Source organism: Actinoplanes solisilvae, assembly GCF_003999975.1.
Classification (GTDB): domain Bacteria; phylum Actinomycetota; class Actinomycetes; order Mycobacteriales; family Micromonosporaceae; genus Actinoplanes; species Actinoplanes solisilvae.
Map to the genome: position 1 here is coordinate 221,658 of NZ_RJAC01000013.1, position 16,357 is coordinate 238,014.

Here is a 16,357-nt window from a genome sequence, read left to right on the forward strand (position 1 = left end):
GTTTATAAACCAGGTGGTTGTCATGCCGGATCCGATCGACGGCGTCTTCGCCGCACTCGCCGACCCGACCCGACGAGCGATCCTCGCCCGTCTCGCCACGGCCGACGCGACCGCGGGTGAGCTCGCCGCCGACTTTCCCATCAGTCCGCAGGCCGTCTCGAAACACCTGAACGTGCTCGAGGCAGCCGGCCTGATCGTGCGAACCCGCGAGGCCCAGAGGCGGCGCTGCCGCATCGTCCCCGCCCAGGTGCGCACGGTGGCCGTCTGGGCCGAGCAGTACAGCCGGCTGTGGGAGGAGCGCTACGACGCTCTGGACAGCTACTTGGGCGAACTCCAAGCACAGGAGGAACCATGAGCATCACCGTCCAGACCCCCGACGACACGACCATCGTCATGAGCCGCACCTTCGACGCGCCTCGCGACCTCGTGTTCGCCTGTCACACCCAGCCCGAGCACATCCGCCACTGGTGGGGCCGGGGCAACCCGCTCGACGTGACGCTCGACTTCCAGGTGGGCGGCAAGTGGCGCTTCGTCGAGCACGCCGACGGCCAGGAACACGCCTTCCGCGGCGAGGTGAAGGCCATCGACGCGCCGAACGGCTTCACCTGGACCTTCGAGTACGAGCCGATGCCCGGCCACATCCTCACCGAGAACTACGTCTTCACCGAGGACGGCGGCCGCACCACGGTCACCTCCACGTCCACCTTCGACAGCAAGGACGACCGCGACGGCATGCTGCAGAGCGGCATGGAGTCGGGCGCCAACGAGTCCTACGAAGCGCTCGACGCCTACCTGCTCAAACTCTCCTGAACCGGCCCGCGGCCGACGTCCACCGGGGCGCCGGCCGCGTTGCCGCGCTGGTCCATCCCCCTTCGGTCAGCTCCGGACCACGGCGACCACGGGGATCGTCCGGCCCGCCTTCGACTGGTAGTCCGCCCATCCGGGGTCGGAAGCCACGGCGCGGGCGAAGGCGTCGTCGCGGTCCCGGCCCTCGAGCGGCACCGCGGTGGCCTCGTACGCCTCGGTTCCGTCCTCCACGGTCACCGACGGGTCGGCCCGCAGATTGTGAAACCAGTCAGGGTTGCCGACGGCACCGCCGGCCGAGGCGATCACGAGGAAACGGTCCGGGCCGTCCGGGAGAAAGCCCAGAGGAGTGGTGTGCCGCTTCCCGGAGCGGGCGCCCCGGGTGGTCAGAAGAATGAGCTCACTGCCGGCGAACGGGCCGCCCACACGGCCGCCGTTGGCCCGGAACTCGTCAATGATCTGCTGGTTGAAAGGGTTGGGCATCGTCTGCTTCCTGCTCGTCCCGAAAATTGGCTGGGGAGAACGGAAGCAGCGGAGGCCCACGGATCAACCTTCGTCCGGGTGCCCCACTCGGTAATGGCCCAAGGCCGACCCGGCAGTCACGCCTCGTACGATACCGGCCCCGCGGCCCTCACCCAACCCAACACGCCCGCACCCGCACCCGCACCCGCACCCGCACCCGCACCCGCACCCGCGAAGCGTATTGGGCTGCGGCTGTTCCCGGGGTTGCGTCGGGGGGTGGCATCTGCTGACGTGGTGATAGTCGGTGGTGCTCACTGGTTGGCAATAGTGACGGTGTCAATGGAAGGAATGGGCAGCGGTCACCGGTACCCCGTAGGCAGCCGTGCCGCGACGCCACGTGCCAAATCCTAGGCAGACGACAATATGTCTCTTGACTAGTTGCCATGCGGTACGGGAGGCTGCTTTCGTCCCGATGGGCGCGGGCAGGAAGGGGGGCCGTGAGCGATGGTGTGCGTTCCGGTGTCGTCTCTGCGATCTCGGCGGCTGGCCGTGATGTCAACGTTTGTGCAAGGGCGCGTTGCGGGATCGCTTTTCCAAGACCTGCTCGGCATGGGGCGCGGTGACAGCCAAGCCGGCTCTGTCCGAGCGCGAATTCGCCTGTGAGGCGTGCGGGCTGGTCATCGACCGGACCGGAACGCCGTACTGAACCCGGCCGCTCTCGCGGTCGAGTCGGACAATACTGCCGGGAGTGGCTCGGTGGCAGCACGTGGAGCCGACCGGAAGACCCGTGTATGCGGGCAGGTGGCTGTGAAGCGTGAACCCGGCACGACATCAGTCGGTCAGACCGGGACCGTCCCGCTGCAAGGCAGGACTACCGACCATGTGCTCACCAAAGCACACTGAGAGGTAACGGTAATGCTGGAGGGGATCGATCGAGACAGGAGCCGCACATGGAGATCTCCGGCTTTTTCACCGCCATCATCGTCGGCCTCATCGTCGGTGCCCTGGGCCGCCTGGTCCTACCAGGCAAACAGAAGATTTCCATCCTCCTGACCATGTTGATCGGCATCATCGCCGCCCTGATCGGCACTTTCCTGGCCGCCGCCATCGGCGTGGCCGAGACTCGAGGCATCGACTGGATCGAGCTGATCCTTCAGGTCGCCCTGGCCGCCGGCGGAGTGGCTCTGGTGGCCGGCGCGCGCAGGCGTTCCTGACCGCGCAGCCGCAGCTCTGCGTTCCATCGCCGTTCCGCGTTCCATCGCCGATGGAGGTCGCCGGCGAACCACGTACGGCTGGGGAGCTTTCGCGGTGGGGTCTCTCGTCGGCAGGGCCCAACTTCGGCGAAACAGGCGGTTCCTACCTCCTTGATCAATCCGAGATCTTGGAGGTAGGCCCCTTGAGCGCGATCCAGGGCCCTACCTCAAGGATTAGCGAGCCGATCAAGAAGCGACGGGCTGATACCCGTGCCGGATCTGGCGGGACTGGCCTCAGCCCGGAAGCTGTCTGGGCGCCTGGTTGTGCTCCTCCGCCGTGGTGACGGCGAGCCCGCGGAGTGGCGTCCGATCCTTTGCGGAATCAGGGCTGACGTGACGTGGCGATGACGGAGTGTGACTGGATGTCGCTCCTTCGTACCACCCAAATGGTGCGTTGACGAGGGGATGTGCGAAGCTGCCCGCTACAATCCGCAGCTCTCATTGTTCGGAGCCTTTCATATGGCATCGCTCCTCTCCCTTGTTGCAGGGGTCGTCGTCGGATTCGCCGCCGGGTGGTTTTACGGACTGAAGTCCGCGAAGCGCGCCACGGTCGAGACGCCCGCCCCAAGCGCCGACACCATCCCCGCCCCGGCGACCGCCGCCGCGGCCACGACGACCGAGGGCGAGCCGAAGGCCAGCCCGGCCGCGGAACCCGAACCGGTCACCGAATCCACCACGATCACCACCGATCCGACCGCGGACGCCAAGCCGGCCACGGACGACACACCCGCCGAGAAGACCGAGCCGATCGCGTCGGCCACCGAGCCCGAGCCCGAGCCGGTCGCCGTCGTGGACGCTGACCCGGTCGTCAAGACCGAGCCGGTCACCGTTGTGGACGCCGAGCCGGTCACCGTTGTGGACGCCGAGCCGGTCGCCGCTGCGGACGCCGAGCCGGCCGCCGCTGCGGACGCCGAGCCGACCACGAAGACCGAGACGATCACGGAGCCCGAGCCGGTCGCGGCCGTCGCCGAGCCGGTGGCGGAGATCGAGCCCAAGCCGGCTGCCGCGGCGATCGAGCCCGCGGCGGCGGCCGAGCCCGCCGCGACGGAGACCGACGCTGCTGTCGTGACGTCGCCCGCCGCCAAGCCCGCCCCGAAGCCGCGCACCGCCCGGACCCGCGCGTCGGCGAAGCCCGCCGCCGAGCCCGAGCCTGCCGTCGCGCCCGAGCCGATCGTTGTCGGCGCTTCCGCCGTTGCCGTGGAGGCCGCGCCGGTCGCCGTCGCGGAGCCCGTCGCCGTCGAGCCCGTCGCCGACCCGGTCGTGGCGGAGCCCGTTGCTGCGGCGCTCGTTGCCGCCGAGCCGGTCGTTGCGAAGCCGGTCTTCGCCGCCGCCGTGGTTGACGAGCCCGTTGCTGCGCCTGTCGTTGCCGCGCCCGTGGTTGCCGAGCCCGTCTTCTCGTCGCTCGAGTCCACGGCGGACACCACGGCGGCCGTGCCGGGGATCGCGGAGGCCGACGAGGTTGCCGCTGTTCCCGCGCCGGTCGCGGTCGCCGCGGCGGCTGTCGAGCCCGACGACTTCACGAAGATCGCCGGCATCGGTCCGAAGATGGCGATGGCCCTCGCCGCGGGTGGGTTCACCACCTACCAGCAGCTCGCCGACTCCGACGTCCCGGCTCTGCGCGCCGCGGTCACCGCCGCGGGCATGCGGTTGTCGCCGTCCCTGCCGACCTGGCCCGACGCGGCCAAGAAGCTGGTCGACGCCCGCAGCTGAGCAACACAAAGCAGCTGATCAACAAAAAGCAGCTGAGCAACACCCCGATGCCCGGCGAACCACGTGTTCGCCGGGCATCGATGTCCGCGGAGCTGTCCGCGGAGCTGTCCGCGGAGCTGTCCGCGGAGCTGTCCGCGGAGCTGTCCGCGGAGCTGTCCACGGATCTGTCCACGGATCTGTCCACGGATCTGTCTACAGAGACGCCACCGACCGGGCCACCGCGGTTCGCAGTTCCTCGGGCAGCGCGGCATAGCCCGAGCGGGTTGCCGTCTGCTGCCCCGCGGAGCTGGCGGCGTACGTAAGGAAGCTCTTGGCCAGCTCTGAAGTGCCCTGCCGGCAGGCGATCTCGTAGGTGACCAGAACCAGCGGGTACGCCAGCGGATCGCCGGTGCGATAGTTCAGTTCCAGCGGCAGGTCACCGTCCGTGCCGGTCGTGCGCGCGGCGGCGACCGTGCGTGCCGCGGCCGCGTCGCTCAGAGCGACGAACTGGCCGGACGCGTTACCCACCCGCACCGTCGGCAGGTTGTGGAATCGCGCGTACGACGCCTCGACGTAGCCGATCGCCCCGTCGGTGCGTTCGATCTCGGCCGCCATCCGGTTGCTGCCCGCCACCCCGATCCCCTCACGCGGCGGCCAGCGAGTCCCCGGGCCCGTCGCCGCCAGGAACTTGCGGAAGTTGTCCGTCGTGCCCGAGCCGTCCGAGCGGTGGACCGTACGAACGGGTGTCCCGGGAAGCGTCACGCCCGGGTTCTCGGCCGTGACGCGGGGATCGTTCCAGCGGGTGATCTCACCACCGAAGATGCGCGCGATCGTGGCCGGCGACAGCCGCAGGTCGTCGACGCCGGCGACGGTGTAGGCCAGCGCGATCGGCCCCACCGCCATCGGCAGGTGCAGCGCCGGCCCTTTGCAGCGCGCGGTCGCCCGGGCCCGGTCGGCCGGGGCGATCGGCGAGTCGGAACCCGCGAAGTCGCCCTGCCCGGCAAGGAACCCGCGCAGTCCGGCGCTCGAGCCCACCCCGGCGTACGAGATGGTCGCCTGGTCGCAGCTCACCTGATAGTCCTTGATCCAGGCGCTGACGGCGTTGGCCTGCGCCGACGAACCCTGCGCGGTGACCGACCCGGCCGCGCACTCGATGGAGGCCCGTTCCGTTGGGCGGGGCGAGTCGCAGGCCGCGAGGGCCGCCACCAGCACGACGACGACGAGTTTTCGCACGGCGGCCTCCTCAGCGGAACTCGGCGAAGCGCTTGCGGACCGACAGCGGCACCAGCAGCAGGACGAGCCCCAGCACCGCCGCCGGCACGTACGGCCAGCCGGTGAGAAGGAGCCGGACGTCGCGCAGAGTAACGTCGAAGTCGTTCCGACGCGAAGCGGTCAGCTCGGCGACGGCGGCGTCGTAGTAGGAGAAGTCGAACGCGGCGTCACCCCGCCCGATGCCGGTCAGCGCCGCGACCGCCTCGGCCCGCTTGCCGTCGTCGGCGAGCTTGACGATGCGCTCGTGACCCGCGCGGTAGGCACGCCAGCGGTCCAGCATCTGATCGCTGTGATGGGGGCCGCCCGCGGCCGCGGCCAACCCACTCTCTCCCGATTGCAGAGCTTCGGCCTTGCGGTCGAAGTCCTGCCGGTAGAGATCGAGGCCGTCGCTGATCAGGTAGCGCGACGTGTCGGCGGCCGCGTCGTAGCTGACCGCGCGAACCCGGGACAGTTCCAGGAAAGGCACCAGGCTGCGGTCACGCGCCTCGGCCAGTGCCCGGTCCTGCACCACCAGCACGCCGACCAGCGGGATCAGCAGCAGAACGGTCAGTGTGGTCGCCGTGATCAGGGCCGGGTTCAGGACGCGCCGGAACCGCCGGGCCAGCCACACCTGTAAAGCGATCAGCAGGATCACCAGCGCGCCGCCCAGGACCACAGCGAGGATCACCCCGGCTGTCTGGGTCGCGCGCTCGGCTTCGTACGCCTGGGAAAGCCTCTGCTCGCTGGCCTCGCGCAAGCTGGTCGCCGCCGGGAGCAGGTCGAGATGCAGGATGTTGGTGGCCTGCGTGTAGTAACCGGGGGCGGCCGGGCCGGCGGTGAGGGCCTGCCAGACGCGCTCGCGATAGTCGCCGACGCCGTTGAGCAGCCGCAGCACGAGTTCGGGCGAGTCGCCGGTGGCCAGCGCGGACTGCAGGGCGGCGTCGACCTGGCGGCCGCGTTCGCGATAGGCGCCGAGCGCGTCGATCCGGGTGCCGGCGAGTTCGTCGCGGCCGGTGGTCAGCAGCAGGCGGGCCACCTGGGCGTCGAGATCGCTGAGGGCGAAGTAGAGGTCGGCGGCGTTGGCGGCCTGCGGCGCGGCCTCGTCACCGATGACGCGCACCTGATGCTGGACCCGGGCCATGACGAGGCTGGTCGAGACGAGCAGGGCGGCGGTGATCAGGAGGGTCGCGGCGAGCCAGAGGCGCAGGCGGGCCGGAGTCTCGGGCCGGACGAGGCGACGGGTGGCCTCCAGAACTGCGGGCACGGCCTCAAGGTATGGCAAGCGAGCGGCCATCCGGACGGCGCGCTCATCAATTAACCCAGCGTTCTCGGCGAATTCGAACGCCGCACCCCGGAGGAAACGGTGGTCGACCCGACCCGGCACACTTGACCGGTGCGACACGGGCGGATCATGGCGGCGTCGGTCATCGTGCTCGCCGTCCTGGTGGGCCTGCTGACCTACGCGAAAGTGCAGTCCACCCGCACGGTGAGCCTCGCACCGTCCGGCCCGTACGCCGTCGGCCGCCTCACCGACCTGTGGGTCGACCGGTCCCGCACCGACCAGTTCGCCCCGATCGGCGGCATGCCCCGCATCCTGCCGACCTGGGTCTGGTATCCGGCCGCCGAAGGCGCGACCGGCCCCGAGTCGGTCTACGCGCCGGGCGAATGGGCCGGCCTGCACCGCTTCGGCTGGGCCACCACCCACTTCGACCGCGTACGCACCGGCACGCGAGACGAGGTGCCCCCGGCGAACGGTCGTTTCCCCGTCGTCGTCCTGCTGCCCGATCTCGGCTACTCGGCCCCGCAGTACGCCGCCGTCGCCTCCGGTCTGGCCGCCCGTGGTTTCCTGGTCGTCGGCCTGACCCCGACGTACAGCTCCCGCCTCAGCGTGATCGAGGACCGGCCGGTGCCGGCCAGCGCGGCCGGTTCTTCGCGGGCCCGCGAGGATCAGCTCGTGTCCGTGTGGGCGACCGACGCGCGCTTCGCGGCCGAACGGGCCGTCCTCCAGTTCGGTGCCCGCGCCGACGGCGGCAAGATCGCGTACGTCGGTCACGGCCTGGGCGGCACCGCGGCGATCGAGGCCTGCCGGGTCGACGGCCGCTGCGGCGCCGTGGTGTCGCTCGACGGCGCGGCGGGCGGAGCGGCCGCCTCCGACGGCTTCAGCCGCCCCCTGCTCACGTTGCGCAGCGCGGACTCCGCGGCCGACGGTCAGACGTTCACCCTGGCCGGGGCCGACCGGCTCTCGTTCACCGACTACGCCGCCTACCGCGTGGCCGCGCCCGTCCGCTGGGCGTTGCCGCTCGGCTCCCTCGACGGCCGCCGCGCCCACGCCATCACGGTCGACTACGCGGGCTCGTTCCTGGCGTCGCGTTTCGGCGGTACGAAGTGGACAGCGCCGCCCCACCCCGAGATCCGCGCCGCCGAGGCACACCGCTGACCTGCGATTCCGCATCCCCTCGGGGCAACGGTCGTTGATCCAGTACGGGTGGCACGGGCCGCCCCGCTGTGATCGAGGTGGTTGTCTTGACAGACGACGATCGAGTGGAGAGCGAGAGTACGAGTCCCTGCGTCACCATCGCCGTGGCCGCAGTCGCGGCCTTCGTCATCGGCCTGATCGTGGCCGACGCCCTCGGGCTGGTAGCGGTACCGGCCGTCAGCGACCTGCTCGACCGGCTGGAAAAGGTCGTCAGCATCCTGATCGGCCTGCTGGGCTTCGCCGGCCTGGTCGTCATGAAGCGCACGAGCCAGGTAGACCTGCGCGCGGTCCGAACCGGCGCGGTCACCGGGGTGATCGCCCTGCTCGTCTGCCTGCCGCTGTTCCCCTCCCCACACAACGGCGCGACACCGGCCACAATGCCGACCCCCAGCAGCCTTCCGGCCGGCCCCACTCCGTCACCCACCAGGGAAGATCTGTTGACACCGCCGGTGCGGGGCCGCGCCGCAGCACCTCCCGCGACGGACGGCGTCGCCGGTGAGCGGGTCGGCCGCGGCCAAACGCGCGGTCTGGACGGCGCGGGTGGGATCGGCGGCGCAGGCGGGTTTCGTGGCTCCGGCGGCGGCTCGACCACCGAACCGTCCGAAAGCGATCGAGTCATCACGCCGGGAAACGACCGCCCCGAACCGGTGCCGTCGAAAACGACCCCCAGCGTCTCAGCCTCGCCCCCGGACCGCACGGAGAGCACCCCGTCACTGGTGATCCGGCAGTCGGATCCGCCGATGACGGTCAGCGTCACCGCCGAGAACCTGGCCGAGGCCGCGATCGGCGACTTCCTCATCGCCCCCGACTCGATCACCCCGATCGCGCCGGCTTCCGTGTCCGCCGACTGCGATCCGCAGAACTATCAATCGACCGCCGTGCTGCTGGACGCCGCCACCCAGCCCGTGATGATCTGTGTCCGCGCCCGTGCGGGGCTCGAGGTGCTGCTCCGCCTCGCACCGCACCCCGCCACCTACGACGAGACCGACCGCCTTCTCGTCAAGCTCGCGTGGCCGAGGGCTTCTGACGGTCGCCTGCCGCCGACAACGTAGCGGCCATGCGGCGAGAGCCCTCACTGACGTTCCGTGGCGCACTGCGGATCCTCGGCAAGACCGAGACGCCCACGATCGACCGGCTCGACACCCTCCTCGGCGGAGTGATTCTCGTGTCGGGGGTGGCCGCCGGCGTGGCCGCCGTCGGTGGTGCTGCCGCAGCCGGGGCGGCCGTGCTGGCTCCGATATGGCAGTGGGTCGATCAGAAGAACGAAGCCGGAGGCCTGCTGCGCAAGCTGGTCGCCTGCTTCGGCCCGAAGATCAACGGCACGGTCGGGCTGGAGCGGCGCGAGCTTGTGGCGGCCGCGCACAGCACCATCGTGGCAGCGGCTTACTTCGAGGTCTTCCACGAGGCGGTCGAGGAGGCCGGCTACGGCGGATTCACCCTGTCCGAACAGGAGAAGGAAGCGGCCACGGCCAACCTGCAGCCGTCAGTTTTCATCCCGGCCTTTTGAACGACTTGCCGGCGCTGCGGGACGTGAATCTCTACGACGGGTCCGAGACCGCCGTGACGTTGATCTATCTGGCGCAGGCGGCGGCCCGTAAGGATGAGGTGAAATCCGCCTTGCATGATCTCCACGTAGGTCTGCGGAGGCGTTCAGGATACTCGTCCGGCAAAATACGACTTGGTTCGAACGCGCATTTCCTGCCGGCCTTGATCACTCGGCTGGCGACCGGTCCCGGCGAGAGCGACTGAAGTTCGCCAGGCACGGCAATGGACGTCAGGAATCAACTGTCGACTGCGCGCCGCGCTTGGCCGCCTGGATCTGCTCGTAGACGTGGGTGCGCAGCTCGGTGAACCGCGCATCGGCCCGCGTGTGCAACTGGTCCCGGGAAGCCGGCAGGTCGACCGTGATCTCATCCTGGACCACGGTCGGGGACGACGACAGCATGATGACGCGCTGCCCCAGGTAGACCGCCTCGTCGATGTCGTGGGTGATGAACAGGACCGTCACGTTGAGTCGCTGCCACAGCGCGCGCACCAGGTCTTCGAGGTCGGCCCGGGTCTGGGCGTCGACGGCCGCGAACGGTTCGTCCATCAGCAGCGTCGACGGCTCGTACGCGACGGCTCTGGCAATAGCCACCCGTTGCTGCATGCCGCCCGAGAGCTGCCACGGATAAGCCGACTCGGTGCCCTCGAGCCCGACCGCGCTCAACGCGGAAGAAACCAGCGACGCCCGGCGCGCGGCCGGCAGCTTCTTCTGTTTCAGCGGCAGTTCGACGTTGTCGCGCACGGTCATCCACGGGAACAGGCTGCGGCCGTACTCCTGGAAGACCATCGCGAGACCCGGGGGCGGACCCTGCACCGGCTGCCCGTCGAGGCTGATCGTGCCGCCGCTCGGGTCGAGCAGTCCGGCGATGCAGCGCAGCAGCGTCGTCTTCCCGCAGCCGGACGGTCCGACCAGGCAGACCAGTTCGCCGTTCTCGACGGTGAACGTGAGATCGCGCAGCGCCTCGACCTCACGCGCGCCGGAACGGTAGGTCTTGCGCAACCCGGTGACCTTGAGCATCGAAACACGCCTCTCTCAGGATCGGCGCTGCGCCTCGCGCAGACCGTGGTACCAGCGGAGTGCCCGCCCCTCGGCGAGCCGGAACAGCAGCGAGAGCGTGAAGCCGAGCAGTCCGAGCAGGATGATCCCGCTCCACATCTCGGGGATCGCGAAGCTGCGCTGGAACTGGACGATGGTGAACCCGAGCCCGTTGCTCGACGCGAACATCTCGCTGATCACCATCAGGATGATCGCGATGGAGAGCGCCTGCCGCAGCCCGGCCGCGATCTGCGGGGACGCGGCCGGCAGGATCACCTGGCGGATCCGGGAGGGGCCACTGATCCCGTACGCCCGTGCGGTGTCGATCTGGATGCTGTCGACCGCCCGCACACCCTCGACCGTGTTCAGCAGGATGGGCCACACGCAACCCAGCGCGATCACGATGATCTTCATGCTGTCGCCGATGCCCGCGAAGAGCATGATGATCGGTACGAGGACCGGCGGTGGGAGTGCCCGGAAGAACTCGAGTACGGGTTCGACCGTGGCCCGCACGCGGCGGTTGAGCCCGATCGTGATGCCGATCGCCACGCCGAGCACGCCCGCGACCGCGTAACCGGCGGCGAGTCGCAGCAGGCTCGGCAGCACGTCGGCCCGCAGCCGGTCGAGCGTCCACGTGTCGGCGAACGAGGCCAGGATCGTGCGCAGCGGGGGAGCGTAGAAGCTCTCGCTGCCCGAGCTCAGCAGAAACCAGGCCGCGAACAGCACCACCGGCAGACCCAGGACGTACGCGACGCGTTTCATGCTGGGATCTCCCCGCGTACGGATTGGTGCCAGGCCAGCGTGCGGCGCTCGAACACGCGGGCGGCCAGGTTGATCGCCACCCCGAGCAGGCCGGTGACGGCGACCAGGGCGTACATGACCGGAACCGCTCCAGAGGACTGCGCGACGGCGATCGACTTGCCGAGACCGGGCGCGCCGATGACGAGTTCCGCGGTCACGGCCAGAACCAGGGCCACCGATGCGGCCAGGCGAACGCCCGTGAAGACGTACGGCAAGGCTGTCGGCCACAGGACGTGGCGAACGCGGGCCCACGTGCCGAACCGGAAACTGCGTGCGGTCTCGTCGGCGACCGGGTCCACGTCGGCCACGCCGTACAGGACTTGGACCAGCACCTGCCAGAACGCGGCGTAGACGACCAGCAGCAGAACCGAGCCGAGGTCGGTGCCGTAGAGCAGCACCGCGAGCGGGATCAGCGCCACCGACGGGATCGGCCGCAGGAACTCGACCGTCGACGCCGTCGCGGCCCTGAGCACGGGGATCGCCCCGACGACGATCCCCACGACGACCCCGGCGGTCACGGCGATGGCCAGGCCGATCGCCCAGCCGGTCAGGGTATCGCCGACGGCCCGCCAGAACTCGGCGGTGGCGAGCTCGTCGAACAGCGCTGTCGCGATTCGGCTGGTCGGCGGCAGGTAGGCGTCGTTGACCAGGCCGAGCCGGGGGAGCGCCTCGACGAGCAGGAGCAGCCCGGCCAGCCCGGCGAGACCGAGCAGAACCGGGTTGCCTAGGCGTTTCGTCACGGCAGGAGCTTCGCCACGTCGGGGGTCGCGCCGCCGAAGATGCCGTGGTCGACGCCGCCGCTCGTCTCGGTCTCGCCTCCGCCCGATGATCCACAGCCGGCCAGCAGAGCAGTCAGAGCTATCGATGTCGCTATCCCCGTGAAGACACGTCGCATTCGTTTCCTCCGGTAAGCTGTGCGCATTGCGAACGAAAGTTCTCGATGTGAACGCTAGGATGTGCGCCGTGTCACGTCAACGATCTTTGTCGATCCCGTGATGAGGCAGCCGCATCACGTGCAATCGCTCGAGCGTGGGCTCGCGGTCATCCGGGCCTTCGACGCGCAACACTCCGAGCTGACCCTCAGCGAGGTGGCCAAGATCTGCGACCTCACCCGGGCCGCCGCTCGCCGCTTCCTGCTGACCCTGGCCGACCTGGGCTACGTGCGCACCGATGGGCGCCTGTTCAGCCTGACGCCGCGCGTGCTCGAGCTCGGATACGCCTTCCTGTCGAGCCTGTCGCTGCCCGAGGTCGCCGCACCCCACCTCGAACGCCTGGTCCAACAGGTCCACGAGTCCTCCTCGCTGTCCATCCTCGACGGTGACGACATCGTCTACGTGGCCCGCGTCCCCACCAGCCGCATCATGGCCGTGTCGATCAATCTCGGCACCAGATTTCCCGCGTACGCCACGTCGATGGGCCGGGTGCTGCTGGCTTCCCTGTCCCCACCCGATCTCGACGCCTACCTCGACCGGGTCCCGCTGAGCCGCCTCACGGGCAAGACCGTGTCCTCGGCCGAGGCGCTGCGCGCCGAGCTGTCCCGGGTGCGGTCCCAGGGCTACTCGATCGTCGACCAGGAACTCGAAGAGGGCCTGCGCGCGATAGCCGCCCCCGTCCACGACCGAGCCGGCACGGTCGCCGCCGCCGTGAACATCTCCGTCCACGCGGCCCGCGCCACCCTCGACACCATGCGCCGCCGCCTCCTGCCCCCACTGCTGGCCGCCACCGCAGCGATAGACGCCGACCTACGCCTGAACGGCCACCACGCCCCTCGCGTCTGACCGAAACTTCCGGACCTCGACGAGACTGTTCCTGCAGTTCACGCCGCCGCTCCGGAAATCGGCACGACATTGGCCGTTGTGCATATCGGAACACGGCGTTAATCTTCCATCGATCCAGGTCACTTTCTGTCGCGCGATTGGGAGCGCTCCCACCGACGCTCCCGGGCTGTGCCGTCCCCCTCAGCAGCTGGAAAGGCCAACGATGATCGATCCACACCGTCCCCAACGGCGCCGGCGCGTCCTCGCCGTAGCCACCGGTCTGACCGCCGGCCTCCTGGCCACGGCCGGCGCGCTGACCGTAGCCTCCACCGCCGACGCCGCCACCACCCTCGGCGCCTCCGCCGCCGCCACCGGCCGCTACTTCGGCACCGCCGTCGCCGCGTACAAACTGAGCGACTCCACCTACTCCAACATCCTCAACACGGAGTTCAACTCGGTCACCCCCGAGAACGAGATGAAGTGGGACGCCACCGAACCGTCCCAGGGCAACTTCACGTACTCGTCGGCCGATCAGATCGTGAACCGCGCCCGCGCCCAGGGCATGAAGGTCCGCGGCCACGCCCTGGCCTGGCATCAGCAGCAGCCCGGCTGGACCTCGAACCTGAGCGGCACCGCCCTGCGCAACGCCATGCTCAACCATGTCACCCAGGTCGCCACCTACTACCGCGGCAAGATCGATTCGTGGGACGTCGTGAACGAGGCCTTCGCCGACGGCGGGGGCGGCGGCCGCCGCGACTCGAACCTGCAGCGCACCGGCAACGACTGGATCGAGGCCGCCTTCCGCGCCGCGCGAACCGCCGATCCCGCCGCCAAGCTCTGCTACAACGACTACAACACGGACGGTCAGAACGCGAAGAGCAACGCCGTCTACGCGATGGTGCAAGACTTCAAGTCCCGCGGCGTCCCCATCGACTGCGTCGGCTTCCAGTCCCACTTCAACGCGCAGTCCCCGCTGCCGTCGGACTACCAGGCCAACCTTCAGCGGTTCGCCAATCTCGGCGTCGACGTCCAGATCACCGAGCTCGACATCGAGGGGTCAGGATCAACCCAGGCCAATTCGTACGCCTCCGCCGTGCGCGCCTGCCTGGCGGTGACCCGCTGCAACGGCATCACCGTGTGGGGCATCCGTGACTCGGACTCGTGGCGGGCCAGCGGCACCCCGCTGCTCTTCGACAACAGCGGCAACAAGAAGGCCGCGTACACCTCGGCTCTGGCCGCCCTGAACAACGGCCAGCCCACCGACCCGCCGCCGACCACCACGCCGCCCCCGGCCACCACAACACCGCCACCGAGCGGATCGGGTTGCACCGCCACGGTCTCCCTGAACCAGTGGAACGGCGGGTTCGTGGCGACCGTACGGGTCACCGCCGGAGGTAACCAGCTCACCGGATGGTCTGCCGGTCTGACTTTGCCCTCGGGCGCCGCGGTCACCAACACGTGGAACGCCCAGGCCAGCGGTTCGAGCGGCACGGTGAACTTCGCCAACGTCGCCTACAACGGCACCGTCAACGCGGGCGCCAGCACCGAGTTCGGCTTCCAGGGCACGGGAACCGGCCCCGGCACCGCCTCCTGCACGGCCCGCTGAACGGACCGGGTGCCGCCTCCCGCGCGGCCCCTGACCGGACTCGGCGCCGCTGCTTCCCGTACGGCCCGTTGACCGGCCTGGCCGCGGATGCTTTCCACCGGGCGTCCGCGGCCAGGCGAAAGGATTGACATGTTGAAATTCTGGCGTGCCGCAGTCGCCGCAGTGGCGATCGCCGGAGTCGCGCTCCTCGTCCCCGCGTCCCCCGCCGCGGCCGCGAGCCTCCAGGAGGTCACCGGTTTCGGTGCCAACCCCACCAACCTGCGCATGCACCTCTACGTGTCCGACCGCGTCGCCGCCAACCCGGCCCTGCTGGTCGCCGTCCACTACTGCACCGGCTCGGGTCCCGCGTTCCATTCGGGTACGGAGTTCGCGTCGCTCGCCGACCAGTACGGCTTCATCGTCGTCTATCCGTCGGCGACCCGTTCCGGCAGCTGCTACGACGTGTCCACGCCGGGCGCCCTGCGGCACGACGGCACCAGCGACCCGGTCGGCATCGTGTCGATGGTCCGCTACGTGCAGCAGCGCTACAACACCGACCCGAACCGCACCTTCGTCACCGGCGCGTCCTCGGGCGCGATGATGACCAACGTCCTGCTCGGCGACTACCCGGACGTGTTCGCCGCCGGTTCCGCGTTCATGGGCGTACCGTTCGGCTGCTTCGCCACCACGGACGGCTCGATGTGGAACAGCGCCTGCGCCAACGGTCAGATCTCCCGTACGGGCCAGGCATGGGGCGACCTGGTCCGCGCCGCCTATCCCGGCTACTCGGGCCGCCGCCCACGCATGCAGGTGGTCCACGGCACCACCGACAGCACCCTGCAATACCCGAACTTCGCCGAGCAGCTCAAACAATGGACCAACGTGCTGGGCGTCAGCCAGACCCCCGTCTTCACCGACACTCCGCAGAGCAACTGGACCCGTACGCGATACGGCTCCTCCACCGTCCAGGCCCCCGTGGAGGGAATCAGCGTCGCCGGCGTAGGTCACTCGCTGCCGTTGAGCGGCATGGCCCGCCTGGCCATCGCGTTCTTCGGCCTGGACACGACCACCACGCCGCCTCCCACGACACCGCCGCCGACGACCCCGCCCCCGACAACACCGCCGCCGACGACCCCGCCCCCGACCGCGGGCACCTGCCGGGTCACGGCGGCAGTGAACGGCTGGAACACCGGCCTGACCACCCAGCTCACGATCGCGAACACCGGCACCGCCCCGGTCAACGGCTGGACCCTGTCCTTCACCCTCCCCACCGGCCAGACGATCACGTCCGGCTGGAACGCCACCTACTCGCCGACGTCAGGCCAGGTGACCGCCCGCAACGTCAGCTACAACGGCACGATCACCCCCGGCTCGTCGGTCTCCATCGGCTTCCAGGCCACCCACACCGGGAACAGCACCGCCCCGACGAGCTACACGCTCAACGGCGCGGCCTGTTCCTGAGCCCGTACGCGGCGCCCGGCCAACGGGCTAGGCCGGGCGCACGTCCGGGCGCGGGGTGCCGCGGCGGCATCGTCCTCCGCCGCGGCACCCCTCATTCCACCTTCTGGACCCGAGCCTAATCCGTTCCGCGTGACGGTCGACAAGAAGCCGCAGCCGCCTGTGGACAAGCGGACGACCGCGAACCGTGCCTGTGGACAACGAAAACGCAGCCGTCCGCGGAGGGATAGTGCCTCTGCC

General features: G+C 69.8%; 18 protein-coding genes. 11 read left to right on the forward strand and 7 right to left on the reverse strand.

Annotated elements, in window-relative coordinates:
• Positions 1-22: 22 nt before the first annotated feature.
• Positions 23-355 carry an ArsR/SmtB family transcription factor gene (locus EER30_RS28795; protein WP_127503745.1) on the forward strand — a complete coding sequence of 111 codons (333 nt, stop codon included), beginning with the start codon at positions 23-25 and terminating at the stop codon, positions 353-355.
• Positions 352-810 carry an SRPBCC family protein gene (locus EER30_RS28800; RefSeq protein ID WP_127503746.1) on the forward strand — a complete coding sequence of 153 codons (459 nt, stop codon included), beginning with the start codon at positions 352-354 and terminating at the stop codon, positions 808-810. Before EER30_RS28795 ends, EER30_RS28800 begins: the two co-directional genes overlap by 4 nt.
• A 66-nt stretch (positions 811-876) precedes the next feature.
• On the opposite strand, the gene EER30_RS28805 is transcribed toward EER30_RS28800, so the two are convergent.
• Positions 877-1,287 (reverse strand): nitroreductase family deazaflavin-dependent oxidoreductase, encoded by a 411-nt coding sequence (locus EER30_RS28805; RefSeq protein WP_127503747.1) that lies wholly within the window; start codon positions 1,285-1,287, stop codon positions 877-879.
• Positions 1,288-2,216: 929 nt separating this feature from the next.
• On the opposite strand from EER30_RS28805, the gene EER30_RS28820 reads away from it, so the two are divergent.
• Together EER30_RS28820 and EER30_RS28825 are read left to right on the forward strand one after the other, a co-directional pair.
• Positions 2,217-2,480 (forward strand): GlsB/YeaQ/YmgE family stress response membrane protein, encoded by a 264-nt coding sequence (locus EER30_RS28820; protein WP_127503749.1) that lies wholly within the window; start codon positions 2,217-2,219, stop codon positions 2,478-2,480.
• 498 nt (positions 2,481-2,978) lie between these two features.
• A complete protein-coding gene (locus EER30_RS28825; RefSeq protein ID WP_127503750.1) occupies positions 2,979-4,229 on the forward strand; it encodes a helix-hairpin-helix domain-containing protein in 1,251 nt (416 codons plus the stop codon).
• A 192-nt stretch (positions 4,230-4,421) separates the two neighbouring features.
• Here the strand turns inward: EER30_RS28825 and pstS are convergent, their stop codons facing one another.
• Positions 4,422-5,441: a phosphate ABC transporter substrate-binding protein PstS gene (pstS, locus tag EER30_RS28835; RefSeq protein ID WP_127503751.1), complete on the reverse strand. Its 1,020-nt coding sequence runs from the start codon at positions 5,439-5,441 to the stop codon at positions 4,422-4,424.
• A gap of 10 nt (positions 5,442-5,451) precedes the next feature.
• Positions 5,452-6,723: a GlnX family signal transduction membrane protein gene (locus EER30_RS28840; protein ID WP_240670363.1), complete on the reverse strand. Its 1,272-nt coding sequence runs from the start codon at positions 6,721-6,723 to the stop codon at positions 5,452-5,454.
• Between the two features lie 129 nt (positions 6,724-6,852).
• Here EER30_RS28840 and EER30_RS28845 point away from each other — a divergent pair, with 129 nt between their 5' ends.
• From EER30_RS28845 to EER30_RS28860, 4 genes are all read left to right on the forward strand, one after another.
• Positions 6,853-7,896: an alpha/beta hydrolase gene (locus tag EER30_RS28845; RefSeq protein ID WP_127503753.1), complete on the forward strand. Its 1,044-nt coding sequence runs from the start codon at positions 6,853-6,855 to the stop codon at positions 7,894-7,896.
• A gap of 86 nt (positions 7,897-7,982) precedes the next feature.
• On the forward strand, positions 7,983-8,987 hold the full coding sequence (locus EER30_RS28850; protein WP_127503754.1) for a hypothetical protein: 1,005 nt from the start codon (positions 7,983-7,985) through the stop codon (positions 8,985-8,987).
• A 5-nt stretch (positions 8,988-8,992) separates the two neighbouring features.
• Complete coding sequence (locus EER30_RS28855; RefSeq protein WP_127503755.1) at positions 8,993-9,442, forward strand: NACHT N-terminal helical domain 7-containing protein; 450 nt, start codon at positions 8,993-8,995, stop codon at positions 9,440-9,442.
• A gap of 23 nt (positions 9,443-9,465) precedes the next feature.
• Positions 9,466-9,684 (forward strand): hypothetical protein, encoded by a 219-nt coding sequence (locus EER30_RS28860; RefSeq protein WP_127503756.1) that lies wholly within the window; start codon positions 9,466-9,468, stop codon positions 9,682-9,684.
• Between the two features lie 25 nt (positions 9,685-9,709).
• Here EER30_RS28860 and EER30_RS28865 read toward each other — a convergent pair whose 3' ends face one another.
• From EER30_RS28865 to EER30_RS47365, 4 genes are read right to left on the reverse strand one after another with little or no spacing between them, the layout of a single operon-like run.
• Positions 9,710-10,498: an ABC transporter ATP-binding protein gene (locus tag EER30_RS28865; protein WP_127503757.1), complete on the reverse strand. Its 789-nt coding sequence runs from the start codon at positions 10,496-10,498 to the stop codon at positions 9,710-9,712.
• Positions 10,499-10,513: 15 nt separating this feature from the next.
• On the reverse strand, positions 10,514-11,278 hold the full coding sequence (locus tag EER30_RS28870; protein WP_127503758.1) for an ABC transporter permease: 765 nt from the start codon (positions 11,276-11,278) through the stop codon (positions 10,514-10,516).
• Positions 11,275-12,057, reverse strand: a complete 783-nt coding sequence (locus EER30_RS28875) for an ABC transporter permease (RefSeq protein ID WP_205650463.1) — start codon at positions 12,055-12,057, stop codon at positions 11,275-11,277. The genes EER30_RS28870 and EER30_RS28875 overlap by 4 nt, the downstream gene beginning before the upstream one ends.
• Positions 12,054-12,212, reverse strand: a complete 159-nt coding sequence (locus EER30_RS47365; RefSeq protein WP_164842512.1) for a hypothetical protein — start codon at positions 12,210-12,212, stop codon at positions 12,054-12,056. The genes EER30_RS28875 and EER30_RS47365 overlap by 4 nt, the downstream gene beginning before the upstream one ends.
• Before the next feature lie 118 nt (positions 12,213-12,330).
• On the opposite strand from EER30_RS47365, the gene EER30_RS28880 reads away from it, so the two are divergent.
• From EER30_RS28880 to EER30_RS28890, 3 genes are all read left to right on the forward strand, one after another.
• Positions 12,331-13,095 carry an IclR family transcriptional regulator domain-containing protein gene (locus EER30_RS28880; RefSeq protein ID WP_240670364.1) on the forward strand — a complete coding sequence of 255 codons (765 nt, stop codon included), beginning with the start codon at positions 12,331-12,333 and terminating at the stop codon, positions 13,093-13,095.
• Between the two features lie 202 nt (positions 13,096-13,297).
• Positions 13,298-14,680 (forward strand): glycoside hydrolase family 10 protein, encoded by a 1,383-nt coding sequence (locus tag EER30_RS28885; RefSeq protein ID WP_127503760.1) that lies wholly within the window; start codon positions 13,298-13,300, stop codon positions 14,678-14,680.
• Between the two features lie 129 nt (positions 14,681-14,809).
• Complete coding sequence (locus EER30_RS28890) at positions 14,810-16,120, forward strand: extracellular catalytic domain type 1 short-chain-length polyhydroxyalkanoate depolymerase (RefSeq protein ID WP_127503761.1); 1,311 nt, start codon at positions 14,810-14,812, stop codon at positions 16,118-16,120.
• The last annotated feature ends 237 nt before the right edge of the window (positions 16,121-16,357 follow it).